This window comes from Streptomyces sp. SJL17-4 (genome assembly GCF_036826855.1).
GTDB lineage: Bacteria > Actinomycetota > Actinomycetes > Streptomycetales > Streptomycetaceae > Streptomyces.
The window spans coordinates 2,905,941-2,924,065 of sequence record NZ_CP104578.1; the positions used below are offsets into that span (position 1 = coordinate 2,905,941).

Annotated in this window: 17 protein-coding genes; 7 read left to right on the forward strand and 10 right to left on the reverse strand. The window is 72.1% G+C overall.

Annotated elements, in window-relative coordinates; translation table 11 throughout:
- Nucleotides 1–82: 82 nt before the first annotated feature.
- The 8 genes from fabG to N5875_RS12565 form a co-directional block, all read right to left on the reverse strand.
- The gene (gene fabG, locus N5875_RS12530) at nucleotides 83–793 is read right to left on the reverse strand and encodes a 3-oxoacyl-ACP reductase FabG (protein ID WP_318207907.1); all 711 of its coding nucleotides are present in this window, start codon (nucleotides 791–793) and stop codon (nucleotides 83–85) included.
- Nucleotides 790–1,458, reverse strand: coding sequence for an HAD-IA family hydrolase (locus N5875_RS12535; protein WP_318207908.1), 669 nt, complete (start codon nucleotides 1,456–1,458; stop codon nucleotides 790–792). The genes fabG and N5875_RS12535 overlap by 4 nt, the downstream gene beginning before the upstream one ends.
- Nucleotides 1,455–2,402, reverse strand: coding sequence for an AfsA-related hotdog domain-containing protein (locus N5875_RS12540; protein WP_338493634.1), 948 nt, complete (start codon nucleotides 2,400–2,402; stop codon nucleotides 1,455–1,457). The genes N5875_RS12535 and N5875_RS12540 overlap by 4 nt, the downstream gene beginning before the upstream one ends.
- Nucleotides 2,399–3,922, reverse strand: a complete 1,524-nt coding sequence (locus N5875_RS12545) for an FAD-dependent monooxygenase (RefSeq protein WP_338493637.1) — start codon at nucleotides 3,920–3,922, stop codon at nucleotides 2,399–2,401. The genes N5875_RS12540 and N5875_RS12545 overlap by 4 nt, the downstream gene beginning before the upstream one ends.
- Nucleotides 3,919–5,019: a beta-ketoacyl synthase N-terminal-like domain-containing protein gene (locus N5875_RS12550; protein ID WP_338493639.1), complete on the reverse strand. Its 1,101-nt coding sequence runs from the start codon at nucleotides 5,017–5,019 to the stop codon at nucleotides 3,919–3,921. Before N5875_RS12550 ends, N5875_RS12545 begins: the two co-directional genes overlap by 4 nt.
- The gene (locus N5875_RS12555) at nucleotides 5,016–6,272 is read right to left on the reverse strand and encodes a beta-ketoacyl-[acyl-carrier-protein] synthase family protein (RefSeq protein WP_338493642.1); all 1,257 of its coding nucleotides are present in this window, start codon (nucleotides 6,270–6,272) and stop codon (nucleotides 5,016–5,018) included. Before N5875_RS12555 ends, N5875_RS12550 begins: the two co-directional genes overlap by 4 nt.
- Nucleotides 6,262–6,546, reverse strand: a complete 285-nt coding sequence (locus tag N5875_RS12560; RefSeq protein WP_318207913.1) for an acyl carrier protein — start codon at nucleotides 6,544–6,546, stop codon at nucleotides 6,262–6,264. The genes N5875_RS12555 and N5875_RS12560 overlap by 11 nt, the downstream gene beginning before the upstream one ends.
- Before the next feature lie 111 nt (nucleotides 6,547–6,657).
- On the reverse strand, nucleotides 6,658–7,602 hold the full coding sequence (locus N5875_RS12565; RefSeq protein ID WP_338493644.1) for a zinc-binding dehydrogenase: 945 nt from the start codon (nucleotides 7,600–7,602) through the stop codon (nucleotides 6,658–6,660).
- A gap of 165 nt (nucleotides 7,603–7,767) precedes the next feature.
- Between N5875_RS12565 and N5875_RS12570 the strand changes: the two genes are divergently transcribed.
- Entirely contained in the window at nucleotides 7,768–8,358 is a 591-nt protein-coding gene (locus N5875_RS12570) for a helix-turn-helix domain-containing protein (protein ID WP_318207915.1), read from the forward strand.
- A gap of 564 nt (nucleotides 8,359–8,922) precedes the next feature.
- Here the strand turns inward: N5875_RS12570 and N5875_RS12575 are convergent.
- Nucleotides 8,923–9,057 carry a hypothetical protein gene (locus N5875_RS12575; RefSeq protein ID WP_318207916.1) on the reverse strand — a complete coding sequence of 45 codons (135 nt, stop codon included), beginning with the start codon at nucleotides 9,055–9,057 and terminating at the stop codon, nucleotides 8,923–8,925.
- 101 nt (nucleotides 9,058–9,158) lie between these two features.
- Here N5875_RS12575 and N5875_RS12580 point away from each other — a divergent pair, with 101 nt between their 5' ends.
- Nucleotides 9,159–9,995, forward strand: a complete 837-nt coding sequence (locus N5875_RS12580) for an AAA family ATPase (RefSeq protein WP_318207917.1) — start codon at nucleotides 9,159–9,161, stop codon at nucleotides 9,993–9,995.
- Between the two features lie 24 nt (nucleotides 9,996–10,019).
- On the opposite strand, the gene N5875_RS12585 is transcribed toward N5875_RS12580, so the two are convergent.
- On the reverse strand, nucleotides 10,020–11,105 hold the full coding sequence (locus tag N5875_RS12585) for a Ku protein (RefSeq protein ID WP_338493648.1): 1,086 nt from the start codon (nucleotides 11,103–11,105) through the stop codon (nucleotides 10,020–10,022).
- A 73-nt stretch (nucleotides 11,106–11,178) separates the two neighbouring features.
- On the opposite strand from N5875_RS12585, the gene ligD reads away from it, so the two are divergent.
- From ligD to N5875_RS12610, 5 genes are all read left to right on the forward strand, one after another.
- Nucleotides 11,179–12,075, forward strand: a complete 897-nt coding sequence (gene ligD, locus N5875_RS12590) for a non-homologous end-joining DNA ligase (protein WP_318207919.1) — start codon at nucleotides 11,179–11,181, stop codon at nucleotides 12,073–12,075.
- Between the two features lie 502 nt (nucleotides 12,076–12,577).
- Nucleotides 12,578–13,462 (forward strand): DNA ligase, encoded by an 885-nt coding sequence (locus N5875_RS12595; RefSeq protein WP_318207920.1) that lies wholly within the window; start codon nucleotides 12,578–12,580, stop codon nucleotides 13,460–13,462.
- 209 nt (nucleotides 13,463–13,671) lie between these two features.
- The gene (locus N5875_RS12600) at nucleotides 13,672–15,834 is read left to right on the forward strand and encodes a PBS lyase (protein WP_338493651.1); all 2,163 of its coding nucleotides are present in this window, start codon (nucleotides 13,672–13,674) and stop codon (nucleotides 15,832–15,834) included.
- A 206-nt stretch (nucleotides 15,835–16,040) separates the two neighbouring features.
- Nucleotides 16,041–16,841 (forward strand): hypothetical protein, encoded by an 801-nt coding sequence (locus tag N5875_RS12605; protein ID WP_318207922.1) that lies wholly within the window; start codon nucleotides 16,041–16,043, stop codon nucleotides 16,839–16,841.
- On the forward strand, nucleotides 16,838–18,115 hold the full coding sequence (locus tag N5875_RS12610; RefSeq protein ID WP_338493654.1) for a HAMP domain-containing sensor histidine kinase: 1,278 nt from the start codon (nucleotides 16,838–16,840) through the stop codon (nucleotides 18,113–18,115). Before N5875_RS12605 ends, N5875_RS12610 begins: the two co-directional genes overlap by 4 nt.
- Nucleotides 18,116–18,125: the final 10 nt, after the last annotated feature.

Below are 18,125 nucleotides of genomic sequence, written 5' to 3' on the forward strand. Positions count from 1 at the left end.
GTTGCCGCGGGTGCGGCGGGCGAACGGGTTGCCGCGGGTGCGGCGGGCGAACGGGTTGCCCGGGGTGCGGCGGGCGAGCGGGTCACAGGCCCATCCCGATGCCGCCGCCGACGGGTATCGAGGCCCCGGTGATGAACGCGGCCTCGTCGGAGATCAGGAAGCCCACGAGAGCGGCCACCTCCTCGGGCGTACCGGTCCGGCGCAGCGGCGTCTGGGAGACCACCTGGTCGCGCCTGCGGTCCGACAGGCCGGCGATCATCTCGGTCTCGATGAGGCCGGGCAGGACGGCGTTGGCGGTGACGCGCGCCCGGCCCAGTTCCCAGGCGAGGGAACGGGTCAGGCCGATCAGGCCGCTCTTGGACGCGGAGTAGCTGGTCTGCCCCGGCGAGCCCCACATCCCCATGACCGAGGAGACGAACACGATCCGGCCCCACTTGTTCGCCACCATGTCGGACACGGCCTCGCGCACCACGTTGAAGGCGCCCGTGAGGTTGGTGTCCAGCACGCCGGCGACGTCGTCGGGGGTCTGGGTCATCAGCAGCCCGTCCTGGGTGATGCCCGCGCTGCTGACGACGACGTCGATCTCGCCGAGGATCTCCCGTGCCTCGCGCACCGCCGAGGCCACCGACTCGGGGTCGCGGACGTCGCAGTGGACGAACGAGACGCCGTCCACCTCGGGGCGGTTGCTGCGGTACGTGCCCACCACGCGGTATCCGCGCTTGGCCAGGTCCCTGGCGATGGCCTCGCCTATGCCGCGGTTGGCCCCGGTGACAAATGCCGATCGCGAGCTCATCGCGACACTCCTTCACTCTTCGTCGCGTCGCTCACCATCGAGTCGATGAGTGCGATCGCGGATTTCGTCGCGTCTCCGCCGGAGAGCACGCCGGTCCAGCCGGCCCGGCGGGCGCCCGCGACGTTCTCGGGCAGGTCGTCGGCCAGGACGTGGAACGCGGGTGCCAGGCCCGAGCGGGCCTCGGCGAGACGGAACATCTCGGATTCGGGTTTGCGGGTTCCGACGTCGCAGGACAGCAGCACGTCGTCGAAGGTGTCCGCGACGGCCGGGAAGGACGCCAGGGGCGTCCGCCACTCGGCCGGCAGATTGGAGAGGAGCCCGACGAAGGCGCCCGCCGCCCGCCACTCCCGCAGGGCCGCCACCCAGGCGTCGTCGAGCCGCTGGTCGCTCCACCATCGCGTGGCGAAGTCGGACAGGTCGGCGGTGATGCCGAAGCGCTCAAGCAGCTCCCGCTCGATCTCCCCGGTCCAGCGGCGCTCGTCGAGGACCCCCGAGTCGAGCACCGCCATGCCGTCCGGGCAGCCGTGGCGCTCGGCGATCGCGCGCAGGGACCGGCGGATCTGCTCGGGCGTGTGGTTCCTGCCCTCGCAGAACCGCCGGACCCCCTCGGCGAGGGGCGGGGTGAGGACGCCGCGGAAGTCGCTCCAGATCGCGAGTCTCGTCACGACCGGCCCACCACCGGTGTCACCATCGACGCCAGTTCGAACCACATCTCGGTGACGACGACGTCGTTCTGCCGGCAGACGACCTCGACCTCGTCACCGTGCTGACGGGCGACGACGGCGGTCTGGGTGTCGAGTTCGGCGAACCCCGGGAACTCGGCACGGCAGCCGCTGATGATCCAGTCCACCGGTCGCTCCGTGCAGGCCAGGGCGAGCTGTCGGCCTGCCTCGATGAGGACCATCGCGGGGTAGTGGTCGTAGTCGTGGTCGAACAGGCTCACGTTGGCCAGATCCGCGTCGAGGATCGCGGTGGCACCGTCGGCGGTCCGCCGCAGTCCGGCGAGGACGACGTTGGCCGTCTGCGTCCGGCCGACCCGGTCGGGCTCGACGATGTCCTGGTGGCGCCGGAAGGTGGCGCGCATCGACGCCGTGGTCGGTGCCGCGGAACCGTTGCGCTGGTAGGCGCGCAGGTCCGGATACCGCCCCTCGGCCACTCCCTGGACCGCCATCCGCGAGCTCAGCACCGGCTTGTCCGAGCCGGTGACGACGGCCTCCTGCGAGTAGACGATCTGCTTCGGCGACCCGTCGCCGCGCAGCTTCATCTCCTCCATGGAGGTGGTGATCATCAGCTCCTCGCTGGAGTTCGCCAGCGTGTCGACGTTGCTCAGCCGGACGTCGATGGAGTTGAAGAACGCCGCGACACCGAGCGGCAGGCCTTCGTACCGGTGGGCCGCGCTGATCGCCGCCTGCCGGCAGGCCTCGGTCATCAGCAGGACGTCGAGCCGGTGTCGGCCGTGGTGGTCGAGGTAGTAGGGGCTGATGTCGGTGGTGACCGTCGTCGCGTGGTACCGGTGTTCGGCGTCCCGGCTCGGCGGGGAGACCAGGATCTCCCTCGGGTGGGCACGGTGCACCAGTTCTTGCGAGATGCGCTTCACGGCAGTGGTCATGTGGTGCCGGCCCCCTTGCCGGCCGTGTCGGGAGTGAGCTCGGCCACGATCCCGTCCGGGCGCACCACGCAGGTGACGCGTCGGCTGATGCCCAGGGCGGACCGGAGGGCAGGGCCGGAGAGCGACACGACGTCGAGCCCCGCTCCCCCGGCGGCCGCGTGCCGGACCTTCGTGTGATGGCCCGGCGTGCCCGCGGGGTCGAACTCGATGGCGACCGGCTCCGTCGGCGAGAGGAAGTCGTGCAGGCGTGTCCCGGCGGACGCGTCCGTGGGAATCTCCACGTTCGGCAGCCGGGCGTGGCTGCGGAGGACCCCGACGGCCTTCGGCCGCCCCTGTCCCGGGCCCGGGCTGAACCGCTGGACGATCTGCGTCTGGCGGGGGATGACCACGCGGTCGAGCAGGCCGGTGCGCTCGGCCCCGTACAGCGCCGCGTCCCGCAGGCGCCGGCGGAACCCGCGTACGCCCCACAGCCGGGTCTGGAGGTCCGTGTCGCGCAGCACGTTCTCGACGACCTGGTGGCGCTCGTCCGACCACTGCGTGAAGACCCGCTCGGAGTCCGCGGTGGGCACCGAGCCCCGGCAGATCCCGCCGAGGCGCCACGCCAGGCTGGTCGCGTCCTCGACACCGGTGTTGATGCCCTGCGCGCCCGCCGGGCTGTGCGCGTGAGCGGCGTCCCCGACGAGGAAGACCCTGCCCTGCCAGACGCGTTCCGCCGCCTTGCGGTGGATACGGAACCGGCCTGCGGCGTGGCCGTCGAGGAACCGCACCGGGACCGGCGACCGCTGGCTCACCACGCGCGCCACCGTGTCGACGAGTGCTTCGCCCTCCGGGATCTCGCGGGGTGCGCTGATGAAGGCGCGCCACTGCTTGTCCGGGAGCGGCACCATGACGAGTACACCGGTGTCGGTCATGAAGTAGTGCGCGGAGTCGGTGGCGAGCCCGGTGTCACAGGGGCCGTCCGACAGCAGGAAGGTCTGCTCGTACGTATGGCCCTCGAAGCCGATGCCGGTGGCGGAGCGGACGGAGCTGTGGACGCCGTCCGCCCCGATCACCCAGTCGTACGTCTCTTCCCGCGTGGTGCCGGTGTCCAGGTCGGCGAGCGTGGTGGTCACCGTGTCCGCGTCCTGCCGCAGGCCGGTCAGTTCCGTGTGGGTACGGATCGAACCGCCGAGTGCGGAGAGCCGCTCCCGCAGGACGCGCTCCGTGGTGTGCTGAGGGATCGCCAGCGCGTACCGGTACTTGGTGTGGCGGAGCCTGCGGAAGGTCAGGCTGGCGACGCGGGTCCCGTTGGAGTGGTAGTGCTGGCCGGTGAGGGGGTGTCCCTCGGTCTCCAGCCGGTCGGCGACGCCGAGGCCGTCGAAGACCTCCAGCGCGCGCGGCCACAGGACGACGGCCTTCGGGTGGGTGTGCGGGCTCGCTGCCTTGTCGACCACCGTCACCGGCACGCCCTGGAGCCGTAAGGAGACGGCTGCGGCCAGGCCGACCGGGCCGGCGCCCACGATCAGAACGCGAGGGCTCATGTCCCCGCCCCGATCCGCAGGACAGCGGCACCCACGGCGCCCGAGATGTCGATCCCGGTGATCAGCGCGGTGCCGCCGGGTCGTCCGACCGCCAGCGCGGCCGCGACCTGCAGGGCTCCCGTGGCGCTGCCGCACTCGCCGAGGGCCGTGCGCACGTCCACTCGCTGGGCGGTGAACCCGGCCAGCGCGGCCTGCTCGGCCTCTGCCAGCACGGTCCCCTCCGCACCGGGCAGTACGAGGTCGACGGCGGTGTCGTCCACCTCGGCCTGCCGGAGCACTCCGGCGACGACCCGGCGCAGGGCGTCGGCGAATCCGGCGTTCGTACGCTCGGGGGCGAAGCCCACCGCGCAGGCCGGCACCGTCGCCAGGGCGGGCGCCTGGCTGAGCCCCTCGGGCTCCAGCGCGAACACGGCGGCGGCCTCGGAGACGGGCACGGTGTCGTGCACGATCTTCTTCGACCGGATGCCCCAGGCGGTGTGCGGGGACAGCTCCTCCACCCCGCCGACGAACATCCGTCGCGCATGGCCGCGGTGGATCAGCCGCGCCGCGTACTGCAGGGCCGAGACGGCGCTGAGGCTGCCGTTGGCGAGGGTCGAGTTCGGGCCGCGGAAGCCGTTCCAGATCGCGACCTGGCTGGCGCAGCAGTTCATCGTGGTGTTGGGGAACCGGGCCGGGTTGATCAGATCGATGCCGGCCCCCTCGATCACGCTGGAGTCCAGTTCGATGCTGCTGCGGAGGCTGCCGACCATGCTGCCCATCGCGACACCGGTGGACGGCCAGGAGTCGCCGGTGATGCCGGGGTGGTCGGTCAGTGTCCGCTTGAGCCGGGCGCTGGCCGCGAGGCCGAGAGCAGTGGTGCGGTCGATGTTCTTCGTGCCCTTCTTGGGCACGAAGTCGGTGATGTCGAAGGAAGGTACCGGCGAGATGTCGCCGGGAATGCCGGCGTAGTCCCCGGCGTCGGCCTGCGGCGGCGGGGTCAGCGGAAACCCCTCGGCGGCGGGCGCGTTCAGGCGCTCCCGCAGGGCCTCCATGCCGACGCCCGCGACGGACAGGACGGAAACGTCGATGATCCGAGGTGCGTTGGCCCGATTCGTCACATCGACTCCCCTGCTACGGCGGGCACGGGCTGATCCGCGACGGCGCCGAAGATCGTGATCGCGTTGTTCCCGCCGAACGCGAAACCGTGGTTCTGGGCGATGTTCACCCGTGCGCCGCGCGCCTTCCCGGCGACGTAGTCGATGCCGGGACCGAGTTCCGGATCGACCTCTTCGAGGTTGATCGTCGGCGGCAGGAAGGACTCCTCGATCGCCTTGCAGCAGGCGATCGCGCCGAATCCGCTGGCCGCTCCCATGGTGTGCCCCAGCATCGACTTGATGGAGCTCATCGGCGGGTGCGCGTCGCCGAACACACTGCGGGTGGCGGTGACTTCGGTGACGTCGTTGGTCGGCGTACCCGTGCCGTGGGCGGAGATGTAGTCGACGCTGCTCGCGTCGATGCCCGAGTGGGCGTGGGCCCGCCGGATGCAGGTCGCGATGCTGTCCGCGTCGGGGTGCACGATGTGGTGCGCGTCGCAGGAGAGCCCGTATCCGAGCAGTTCGGCGTAGATGTGGGCACCGCGACGGACGGCGTGCTCGTATTCCTCCAGCATGAGCACGGCACCGCCCTCGGCCGTGACGATGCCCGTCCGGTTCCGGTCGAAGGGCCGTCCCACCCCGTTGGAGATGGCGCCGAGACTGAGGAATCCGGCGTGGGTGAAGCGGTTCACGCTGTCGGATCCGCCGGCGAACATGACGTCCGCCTCGCCCGAGGCGATCTTGTCCCCGGCGCTGCCGATGGCGTAGTTGGCGGCGGAACAGGCCGTGGGGATCGTCATCGTCTCGCCGTGGAGGCCGAGTTCGACCGATACGGCGGCGGCGATGTTGCCCGCGGGCAGCAGGCTGACCAGGGCGGCGTCCATGAGGCCGGGGCCGCGGTCCAGCCACTGGCCGGTCAGGTCGTCGACCGTGGGGGCCTCCCCGTTGGTCGTCCCGATGATGGCGCCGGCCGTCAGCCGGAGGTCCTCGGATAACTCGATGCCGGAGTCCTGTAACGCCAGCCGGGCCGCGGCGGCCGCGATCTGCGCGGTCCGGCCCCAGTCGGCGGGGTCGATCGTGTGGACGATCGTCTCGGGAGCGAAGTCGTGCACTTCGCCGCCCAGGTGGCTGCTGAAGTCGCTGCTGTCGAACGAGCGGATCTCCGAGATACCGCTCCGGCCGCTCTTGATGCCCTCGGTGAAGTTCTCGACACCGGTTCCGATGCTGCTGACGCAGCCGATTCCGGTGACGACCACGCGACGGGTCCTAGCCGGCATCGACGGTCTCCTCACCGGCGCGGAGCTCGATGATCCGCCGGACCATCTGGTCCACCGTGCGCAGGTCGCCGACCTCTTCACGCGGCAGCCGTATCGCCAGTTCCTTGTTCACCCTGGCAAGGATCTGGATCAGGCCGAGCGAGTCGGCCTCGTACTCGTCCATCAGGTTCGCGGTCATGTCGACCTCGCCGGGCTCGACGTCGAGCTCCAGTTCATCGACGACGATCTCCAGGGTGACCTGCTTGATCGTTTCGTCGCTGAGTGTGGTTTCCACTTGAGCCTCCATTGGTACTTTTGGGCAGCCGAAAACACCGGCGGTGACGCCCAAGGTGCGGTGTGGCTTTGCTGCGATGCTTTGCTGCGATGCAGCTTCGGTGCTATCGCTTCAGTCGATTTTGAGGACGGTTTTGACCCAGCCATTCGGCCTGGGTTTCAGCGTCACCGTCGACGCGAAAGAGGATTTCTCCTGGACGAGGATCTCGGGAGTCAGAATGTCCCCGTCGTCGACCAGTCGGGCCAGCCACTCGATGTCGTCGGCGAGTGTGCGCCGCGGATCATCCTGCAGCAGATACATCGTTTCGATGACTCGGCCGTGTCGGCCGTCATCCCCCTCGAAGTCCCCCAACTGGAACTTCTCGCACTCACGTGCGGTGTGGCCGACCGCTATCAGTCGGCCGTTGGCACTCAGTTGCCGGAATGCCTGAACGAGGACATCGCCTCCGACGGTATCGATGACCGCCCCTACCGGCTCACTATTTTCCGCCGGCGTTCTGATCACATCCGTGGCACCCAAGGTACGGTGCCGGGAATGCCGTTCTGTCCTGCGGTCCACCGCGACCACGCACGCTCCGGCCATGGCTAGCAGCTGCACCGCGAAGACACCCACGGCGGAGGCCGCGCCCGTGACCATGACGCGCGTGCCCAGGGTCGACCCTAATCGGCGGATCACCCGGATCGCGGTTCCGCCGGCGACTCCGATGACCGCCATCGACGTCGGCGAGCTGTCCGAGGGCAGACGGAAGGCGAGTCGCTCGTCCACCACCCGGTACTGGGCCCAGCCGCCTGTCTGTCCGAGCGTGGCGACCAGGTCGCCGGGCCGGAACCGCGCGGCGGAGCGGCCGGCCTCAAGGACCGTGCCGACGGCTTCCCAGCCGGGGATGTAACCCCGCGGTGCGCCTGGCAGGACGTCCGTGATCTCGCCGAAGTTGGCCGAGCAGGCCCGCACGGAGACGAGGATCTGACCCGCCTCGAGCGGGGGACGGTCGACTTCGGCAGGCGCGATGCCGCCCGCGCCATCGGCCACTAACGCCCACATCCGCTTGTCGCCCACCTCTCCGCTCAGCTCCCCTCTCCGACGGCTGGAGTCACTTCCACTTGGTAGTGACTCCCAGATGAGTTATACACCCACTTAGGTGTCGCTGCCTAGTGGGGGTCAATTCCAAGTGGGTGCTGTTACCGTCGACTTGTGACGAATCAACCACCTCAGAAACCCCCCGTGGAGAGCCTCCGTGACATCAAGAAAGCCGAGGTCAAGCAGCAGATAGTGCGCTCAGCGCGCGAACTCGGGGCGTCGTCCGGCTACGACGCGACCACCGTGGCCCAGATCTGCCGACACGCCCGCGTGGGCACCAGCACGTTCTTCCGGTACTTCCCGGAGAAGCAGTCGGTGTTCCTCGCCCCCGAAGTCGAGTTGTGGCACCGCTACCTGGAGGAGCTGCCCCCCGAGGCGTCCACCATGGCGGACCTCAACGGCCCCCTGGAGCACGTGCTGTCCACTGCGGGGGAGCAGTGGGCCGACGACTTCGCGGCCTCGCTCGACCTCGCGTCCGGCAGCATGACCCTGGCCAAGCACAGCTTCGACCACTGCGTCGAGATGGAGGGCACCATCCTGAACAGGGTCGTCGCGAACGGCACGCACGACAGCCTGGTCACCCATATGCGGGTCGGCGTCTTCCTGGCGTCGTGGCGCATCGCGCAGAGCCGCTGGCGCGAGACGAGCGACCGCACCATCGGCTCGCTGGTCGCGATCCGGCGAGAGGCGTTCGACCTCGTCAGCGACCTCGGGTCGGACCCGCGCACGGCCTGATCCGGCTCTGACGTCGCCGGTCCGGTTCTGACGGCGATCACGGGGGAACAACGGGGGAACACGGGGGACAACGGGGACACGGGGGACAACGGGCACACGGGGGACAACGGGGGAAACAACGGGAGTACAGGGGTTACGGGGTCACGGGGGATACGGGGTCACGGGGGGTACGGGGGGTACGGGGTCACACGGTCCCCCAGGGGTGGAAGGTGCCTCACCGGGCGACCGGATGAGTGCGGCGGTCGCGGGGCGTCAGGCATTCTTGGTGTCTGCGGTCGTTCGACACCGGTCGTAGCCGGTCTGAGCCGGCCGGGAGCCGGTCTGAGCCGGTCGTAGCCGGTCTGAGCCGCTCTTCGGAGCGCTGCGGAACAAGTGCGCGCTGACGGTCCATTCGCGGTTCGATCTCGGTGTCTACGTCACCTTCCGGCTGGAGACCTCGCGCGACCTCTGGCTCGCCGGCATGGCGCAGCAGCTCTCCGCGGGGCGTGTCGACGAGGCCGAGCCCGCTCTCCTCACCGCCGTTCTCGACTGTGACGAGACGCGGTTCCTCTGCACCCGCTACGCCTACCTCAAGGAGAACTGGCCGCTGGTGCTGGAGTTCTCGCGGGGCATCGAGACGTCCTTCCTGCGCGACGAGGCCCAGCTGTACGTCGGGTACGCGCTCGCCCGCCAGCGCGTCTTCCACGAGGTCCTGAACACCGTGGCGCCCCTCCCCCGCGCGCTGGGCCGGGGCGGGTACCGCCGAGGGCGCCGACGCCGCGGATCGACGCCTCGACGAGGCGCTCGCCCGCCTCGACCGGATGATCGGGCTCGAACCCGTCAAGCGGCAGGTGCGGACCCTCGTGGCCCAGCTGCGGATGGCCACCGTCCGCAGGGAGCAGGGGCTGCCGACGACCGCCGGGCCGCAGCACTTCGTCTTCGCCGGCCCCCCGGGCACCGGCAAGACGACCGTGGCCCGCATCATCGGCGACATCTTCGCCGGCCCCGGAATGCTGGAGACGGGGACGCTCGTCGAGACCTCGCGGGTCGACCTCGTGGGCGAACACCTCGGGTCGTCGGCGATGAAGACGAAGGCCGTCATCGACTCCGCCCTCGGCGGTGTCCTCTTCGTCGACGAGGCCTACGCGCTGTACAACACCGGCTACTCCGGAGGAGACGCCTTCGGCAAGGAGGCCCTTCAGGTGCTGCTCAAGCGGGCCGAGGACGACCGCGACCAGCTTGTCGTCATCCTGGCCGGCCACCCGGAGGAGATGGCCGAACTGCTCTCCACGAACCCGGGCCTCACCTCCCGTTTCAGTACGCGGATCGACTTCCCGTCGTACTCGGCGGCGGAACTCCTCCGGATCGCCCACGGCGTTCTGGAGGCGCAGGGCGACATCGTGGACGAGGACGCCGACGCCGTCCTCCACTCCCACTTCCAGGGGGTCGTACGGGACGGACTCGTCGACCGGTTGGGCAACGGGCGGCTCGCTCGTGAGCTCTGCCGAAAGGCCGCCTCGGCCCGCGATCTGCGCCTCTACGACACCCACGGCGGGCATGTCGCCCCCAGCCGGGACGACCTCGTCACCGTGCGCGTCGCCGACCTCAACACGGCGTACGTGGAGTTGCGTTCCGCCGGCGGTCCACCGTCCAGGTGAGACCCGCCCACCCGGTCGGCGACCCTACGCCGTGCGCTTGCGTGGGGTCGCCTTCTTCGCGGTCGTCTTCTTCGCCGCCGTCTTCTTCGTCGCCGTGCTCTTCGTCGCCGTGCTCTTCGCCGGCGTCTTCTTCGTCGCCGTCTTCGCCGTCTTCGCCGTCGACTTGTGCGCCGCGGCCGCCGTCTTCTTCGCCGGTGTCTTCGACGTGGACTTCTTCGTGTCCGTCGACTTCGGTGTGCGTGCGCGCGACGTCAGCTGGGTGACCTCCGCCTCCGCCTTCCCCTCCGCCTTCCCCTCCGCCTTCCCCTCCCCCTCCCCGCCCTCGCCCCTGGCCTCCTTCGCCGCCCTCACGCTGTTCTCCAGGGCCGCCATCAGGTCGATGACCTGGCCGCCGCCGCGCTCCTCGCCCGTGTCCGGGGGTGCGACTCCCTCGCCGCCCTCCGCCTTCGCCGCGATCATCTCCTCGACCGCCGTGCGGTAGTCGTCGTGCAGGGTGCTCATGTCGACCTCGCCCAGGGTGGCCATCAGGGCGTCCGCCAGGTCGAGTTCGGCGTCCCTCACGCTCACCGGGTTCTCCGGGGCCACGCCCTCCGGCGCGCGGATCTCGTCCGGCCAGAGCAGGCCGTGCATGGCGATCACGTCGTCCACGACCCGGAGCATCCCCAGGCGCTCCCGCCCCCTGAGGGCGTACTTGGCCACGGCCACCTTCTCGCTGCGCTTCAGCGCCTCGCGGAGCAGGGTGTACGGCTTGGCCGCCGGGACGCCGTTCGCCGAGAGGTAGTACGCGGCGTCCATCTGCAGCGGGTCGATGTCGCCGGCCGGTACGAAGGCGACGATCTCGATCGTCTTCGCCGTGGGGAGCGGCAGCGCGGCCAGGTCCTCCTCGGTGATCGGGATCATGGTCCCGTCGGCATCCTCGTACGCCTTGCCGATCTCCGCCTGCGGGACCTCCTCGCCGTCGAGTTCGCACACCTTCTTGTAGCGGACGCGACCGCCGTCCTCGGTGTGGATCTGCCGGAAGGAGACGGACCGGCTCTCGGTGGCGTTCACGAGTTTGATCGGGATGCTGACCAGGCCGAAGGATATGGCGCCGTTCCAGATGGATCGCACGAGTGTTCCCTTCGGGTCGGATCAGGACGTTTCGTCGTGCCCGATTTGTCGTCAATCGTGGGATTCTCATCGTATGACGCCTCTCACAGAGGTGGAGGGGCGGCGCCTGGCGCTCAGCAACCTGGACAAGGTGCTCCACCCGGTCACCGGCACCACCAAGGGCGAGCTGCTCCACTACTACGCGACCGTCGGGGCCGCGATCCTGCCGCATCTGCGCGATCGCCCGGTGTCCTTCCTGCGCTATCCGGACGGCCCCGACGGGCAGCTCTTCTTCACGAAGAATCCGCCGCCCGGCACACCCTCCTGGGTGAGGACCACCCCGGTGCCGCGCTCCGAGGACCCCCGGGCCCGGCAGGTGGTCGTCGAGGACCTCGCCTCGCTGATGTGGGCCGCGAACCTCGTCGTGGAGTTCCACACGCCCCAGTGGCGGGCCTCCTCCCCCGCCGTCGCCGACCGGCTCGTGTTCGACCTCGACCCCGGGCCGCCGGCGACGGTCGTCGAGTGCTGCCGCGTCGCCCTTCACCTGCGCGAGCGGCTCGCCGCGGACGGCCTCGACGCCTTCGCCAAGACCTCCGGCTCCAAGGGGCTGCACCTGCTCGTCCCGGTGGTGCCCACGCCGTCCCCGCGCGTCTCGGCGTACGCGCGGAAGCTCGCCGTCGAGGCGGAGGCCGCGCTGCCGCGGCTCGTCGTGCACCGGATGGCCCGGGCCCTGCGGCCCGGGAAGGTCTTCGTCGACCACAGCCAGAACGCCGCCGCCAAGACCACCGCCACGCCCTACACCCTGCGGGCGCGGCCCCTCCCCATGGTCTCGGCGCCCGTCACGTGGGAGGAGGTCGAGGAGTGCGCCGGGGCCGCCGCGGACCCCGAGTCCCTCGTCCTCCTCATGGATGACATCGCGCCACGTCTTGAGCGGTACGGGGAGCTCCTCGCGCCACTTTTCGCGCCCGAGCGGGCGGGGGACGTGCCGTGAACCGGGCCCGGGGCGCGCCGTGAACGGGGCCTGGGCGCACGCCCGGGGCGGGCGTGGCGACGCCGCGAGCGCCGGTGGCGGGGCTCCTGGCGGGCCTGACGGGGCCACCCCGAGCGCCGGTGACGGGGCTCCGGGCGGACGTCACGGGACCCCGGGCCGGGCCGGGGTCGCGGCCGGTGGCACTCCGGGCCGCGGGGCGGGCCGGAACCCGGGGAGCAGCGCGGACGGTGGCGCTCAGGGCCGTGGCCGCGGTGAGCCCCGCCCGCCCGGCGGCCTCGCCCCTGACCCTGACTCCGGCCGTGGCTCCGGTCCTGAGTCTCGCCGTCGCCCTCGCCCCGACCGCGGCTCCGACTCGGGCTCCAGCTCCCGCTCCGGTCCTCGTCCTGACCCTCGCCCCAACCCCAACCCCGGCCCCGGCCCCGATCTCGGCCCCGGCCCAGCCCCAGGCCGCAGCCCCAGTCCCGACCCCCGCCCCCGCCCCAGCCCCAGCCCCCGTGACGTCGTGCTTCTTCCGCCCGTCGACGTCATGCGGCCCCGCTCCGCCGACGCGATCCCCGAGCAGGGAAAGCCGCCCCGGGAGCTCCAGTACTCGCTCAAGCTCGACGGATTCCGCGCGCTCGCCTTCGTCCTCGGCGACGGGAGGGTCGTCCTCCAGTCGCGTTCCCGGCGCGACCTCGCTCCCGAGTTCCCCGGGATCGCCGCGCACCTGCGTGACCAGCTGCCGCCCGGGATCGTCCTCGACGGCGAGCTGTGCGCCTACCGGGACGGACGGCTGAGCTTCACCGACCTGCTGCGTTCCCCCGCCGACCGGGCACGGGCCGGCGTTCCGGTCTCGTACATCGCCTTCGACCTGCTCGCCGTCCCGGGGCGCGACGTCCGGGCCCTGCCGCTCCGCGACCGGTGGGAGCTGCTCGGGACGGCCCTGCGCGACGCCGAGCCGCCGCTCCAGCGGGTGCTCGCCACCCAGGACGAGGAGACCGCGCGCGGCTGGTTCCGCGATCTGCGGGACGCGGGGGTCGAGGGGATCGTCGCCAAGTCACTGACCTCCCCGTATCGGGCCGGCTCCACCTGGGCCTGGCGGAAGATCCGGCACATGGAGACGAGCGACGGCGTGCTGCTCGGTGTCGTCGGCCCGCCCGACCGGCCCCGGGCCCTGGTCGTACGCCTCGCGGACGGTCGTACGGTGTCCACCTCGCCCCGGCTCACCCCGGCGCAGTCGCGCGAGGTCGGCGCCCTGGCCGGGGACCGCGCGGGGCCGCTCGCCCAGGACCCCGAGCACGGCCCGGTGCGGTGGATCGACCCGCCGCTCCCCGTCGAACTGCGGCAGCTCGCCGTGCGACAGCGCCAGGAGAACGCGACCTTCGTCCGCGTCCGGTCCGAGGGGTAGGCCGCCGCCGGACCGGGTTCCCGGGGGTGGGCACTGCGGTTTCCGGGTGGGCACTGAGTGCAACTGCCCCGCTGCGTACCGCACATGGCGCAAACAGAGCGCAACTGGGGCTCCGCGCACGCCCGGTGTCGCCGGTAAGGCCTTGCTGTCCCTCCCGTGGTGCACACTTGCTGCCTGGTACAGGGCTCACGGGGAAGGCGGCCTGGCAAATGCTGACGGGGATCGAGGAGGTCGACTGGGCCTCGTTGGGGCACGCGTACGGCCCCGCGGACGACGTGCCGGAGCTGCTCCGCGGACTCGCCTCCGCCGATCCCGCCGAGCGGGAGACGGCCCTCGACGGCATGTACGGGGCCGTGCACCACCAGGGCGACGTCTACGACTCCACCCTCGCCTGCATCCCCTTCCTCCTCGAACTCGTCGCCGACCCCGCCGTCGAGGACCGCGGCTGCATCGTCGAGCTGCTGACCAGCATCGGCGGGATCGAGCTCGACGACGACGAGGAACTGGACGAACTCGACCCCGACGACGAGGAGTTCATCCCCGCCGCCAACTACGCGATGGCCGCCGCCGCGATCGCCGCCGGCGCCGACGTGTTCCTCGGTCTCGTCTCCGATCCCGACCCCGAGGTGCGGCTCGCCGCGCCCTGCGCGCTCGCCTCGCTGCACCCCGAGCCCGCGCGGGTGCTGACCCTGCTCCGGGAGCGGCTCACCGTCGAGCGGGACACCGAGGTCCGGCTCGCCCTGGTCGCCGCCGTCGGGCGGATCGCCCTGCGCCACGCGTCGCTGCGCACCGAGACCGTCGACTGGCTCGGCTGGCTCGCCCGCGCCGCCCAGGACCCCGGCCTGCGGCTCGCGGCCCTCGCCCAGCGGGCGCGCTGCGCGCCCGCCGACATCCCGGACGACATCGTGCCGTGGGTGACGGGACTCCTGGAGGAGATCAGGACCTCGGCGCGGGGACCGGTCGCCCCCGGCACCGAGCGCGCCGCGACACCGACCCTCATCGGGCAGGTCCGCGAGCTCCTGGAGGAGCACGCCGCCGGGCGCCCCGCTCCGTGGACGGAGGAACTGCTCCGGACCCTGCACGCGGCGCTCGACGACCGGGTCGACGACCGGATCGCGCTCATCCTGGCGCAGCTGCGCAGCCCCGACTGGGGGCAGCGTTCGGACGCGATCTGGCTGTGCGGCGGGTTGATACGGATCTGGCGGGGGCGGTACGAGGAGGTCGTCCGGCTCGTCGGCGCCCAGCTCGACGATCCCGAGCCCCGGCTATGGGAGGCCGCGACCTCGTTCCTGGAGCGTCTCTTCGAGCTGGGCGCTCCCGCCGCCGACGCGCTCGCCACCCGCCTCGCGGTGGGACCTGCGGCGGGGGTCGACACCGGCACCGGCACCGGCACCGGCCAGGGCAGCGGAAGGGGCAGCAGCGTCGGCGGCAGCGGCAGCGTCCAGAGCGGCTTCGTCGGGCGGTCCGGGCGCGACGGGGCGCTCCTCGCGCTCGCCCGCGCCGGGGACACCCGCGCCGTCCCGCTGCTCGCCCGCGCCCTGGAGGAGCGCGAGGTGCGGCGCGAGCTGCTGTACGCCATGGACGGCCTCGGACCCTCGGCCGCCATGCTGGCCCCGCTGCTGCGGCGCCGGCTCGCCGAGGTCGAGCTCGACGAGCGGCTGTACGACCGGGCGGCGCCCCTGCTGTACGCCCTCGCGGCGGTACGGGGCTCCCAGGCCGTGCCGGAGGTCCTGCGGGTCCTGCGCGGCGCGCCGTCGAACCGGCGCGACTGGGTCCGCGAGTCCGCGCTGCGGACCTTGGCGGCGTTCGGGCCCGCGGCCCAGGAGGCCGTACCGGACATGCGCGGGCTCCTGGCCGCCGACTCGGCCACGGTCGCCACGACGGCGGCGCGCGCCCTGTGGGCGGCCGAGGGTGATCTGGGCGAGGTCCTGACCGCCCTGGAGCGGTGGCTCCGGCCGGGCGTCTCGGGTGCGGACTGGTGCTCCGCCGCTCAGGCCCTCGGCGAGATCGGCCCGGCGGCCGCCTCGACGGCCCCCGCCCTCGGACCGGGCCTGGCCTCGCGGGACCTGTGGGTACGGGTCCGCAGCGCCGCGGCCCTGTGGCGGGTGTCCGGGGACGCGGCGGCGGCGCTGCCGGTGCTGCTCGCGGCCTGGGAGGAGAACCGGCACGCGCGCGTGGACGTGGCCGAGTGCCTGGCCGAGATGGGCCCGGCGGCCTCGGAGGCGCAGCTGGTGATCCTCACCGAGCTGACCCGCCGGCGCCGCCACAACGCCCGCGAGGGCGCCTCGGGCAGCCATGACATCCACCTCGACGAGAAGCTCCTGACCGTGTGCCGGGCGGCTCTTGCGAGGATGGAGCGGGGCGCGTTCTAGGGGTGTGGCCGGTGGGATGGCGAGTGCCCCCTGGAGCGACCGGGTCTACGAGTAGACAAAAAGGACTTCCCTCCGAATAAGGTCTACTGGAAGCGGACCCGGACCGGGTCCGCCGCCCGGCCGTCCCGGCCACCCCGCCGTCGCGGCCGTCCCGGCCGCCCTGGCCACCCCGGGCGCCCCACCGATCGACCCGTACGAGGAGCAGTGTGAGACCGCGCGGAGTGCAGCTCGCCGCAGCCGGTGTCCTGTGCGCCCTCGTGCTCGGCGGCGCCGTCGGCTGCGGACGCAACGAGGGCGGGCTCCAGAGCGCCGGTGCCACGCCCACCGCCGTCGGGCCCGTACGGCTCTGGCCCGACCTGCCGCCCGCCACGGATCCGCCGATCGACTACGGGGAGTCCGACACCGAGCGCGTCCCCGGCATCACGGTCGCCGACAACGACGTCCACTCCGTCGACGCCGTCGCGGTGGTCGACGCCGAGGTGCGCGCCCGCCCCGACACGTACAGCGGCGGCGACGGGCTCTACGAGGAGACCGCCCGCGCGATCAGGGCCTGCGACACCGCGCCGGCCGCCTGTCCCATCATGCGGCCGTACTACCGCGACCTCACCGGCAACGGCCGGGACGAGCTGATCGTCGGGATCCGGATGCCGGACCAGCAGGTCGGCGTGCGCGTCTACCTCGCCGAGAACGGCGGCCTCACCCGCATCATGTCCACCGTCGACCAGGTCATCAGCGTGGAGCTGGCCGGCCGGGACCTGATCATGCGGGTCAGTTCGGCGGGCATCCCCGGGTACGAGTACCGCACCGCCTGGTCCTGGGACGAGCAGCAGCACAGCATGCTGCCCACCCGCGACGAGATCGTCCGGGTGAAGCCCGGCCGCACGGCGTCCCCGGCCGTCCCCGCGCCCCGCCTGGTCAGCCCGACGCCGACGCCGACCACGGCCTCGCCCTCGACGCCGATCCCGACGCCACCGGACGTGGCCGTACCCGTCGAGCCGAACCCGTGAGGGCGCCCCGGCTGCCCGCCTGGACCGCGACCCTCACCTGGAAGGCCGCGGTCTTCATCGCGGTGATGTGCTGCGCCCTGGCCGCGCTGCTCGGCATCCTCGTCCATGTGTCGGTGACCGGTCAGACCGTGAACGACTCCCGGGAGAAGGCCCTCGCGCGGCTCACCGAGGTCACCCGGCTCTACGAGGCCGGCGAGCCGCTCCCCCGGTTCGCCGGGGTCGACCCGCCCGGGCTCCCGGCCTCCCTCCACGCGCTCGCCGTCCGGGGCGAGCGCGGCACGGTGGTCGCCGACGACCGGGGCAGGCCGACGATGTGGGCGGCGGGCCCGGCGGACGGCCGCGCCCTCGCCGTACGCGTCGACTACACGCAGAGCGCCGAGACGATCGACGCGCTCGACCGCTCGATCCTCGGCTCCTCCGTCCTCGCGATCGGGGCGACGCTGCTCGTGGGCGCCTTCGCGGTCACCCGGGTCACCCGGCGGCTGCACCTCACCGCCCAGGTGGCCCGCCGGATCAGTGCGGGCGATCTCGACGCGCGCGTCGACGACCCCCGTACGAAGGACTCCTCGCGGCCCCAGGACGAGGTGGCCACGGTGTCCGGGGCGCTCGACACGATGGCGTCCTCGCTCCAGCGCAAGCTGCAGAGCGAGCAGCGGTTCACCGCCGACGTGGCGCACGAGCTGCGCACCCCGCTCACCGGGCTCTCGGCGGCGGCCGAGCTGCTGCCGGAGGGGCGGCCGTCGGAGCTCGTCCGGGACCGGGTGCGGGCGATGCGCGGGCTCACCGAGGACCTCCTGGAGATCTCGCGGCTCGACGCCCGCAACGAGACCGTGGACCTGGCCGTGCACGAACTCGGTCCGCTCGCCGAGCGGGTGGTGCGCGCCTCGGGCACCGGGACCGAGGTGCGGGTCGCCCGGGACACGACCGTGGAGACGGACCGGCGGCGCCTGGAGCGGGTGCTCGGCAATCTGATCGCCAACGCCCACAAGCACGGCGCCCCGCCGGTGGTCCTGACGGTGGACGGTCCTGTGGTGTCCGTACGGGACCACGGGCCCGGCTATCCCGCGTATCTGCTGGAATCGGGGCCGCAGCGGTTCCGTACCGAGAGCGGGGGCAAGGGGCACGGCCTCGGGCTGACGATCGCGGTGGGGCAGGCGGAGGTGATCGGCGCGGAGCTCGTCTTCGCCCGTGCCGCCGATGGCGAGGGCGCCGAGGCCCGGCTTCGGCTGCCCGAGTACGTGAGCCTCGCCGACCACCCCGTACCGGAGGACTGAACACCACCCC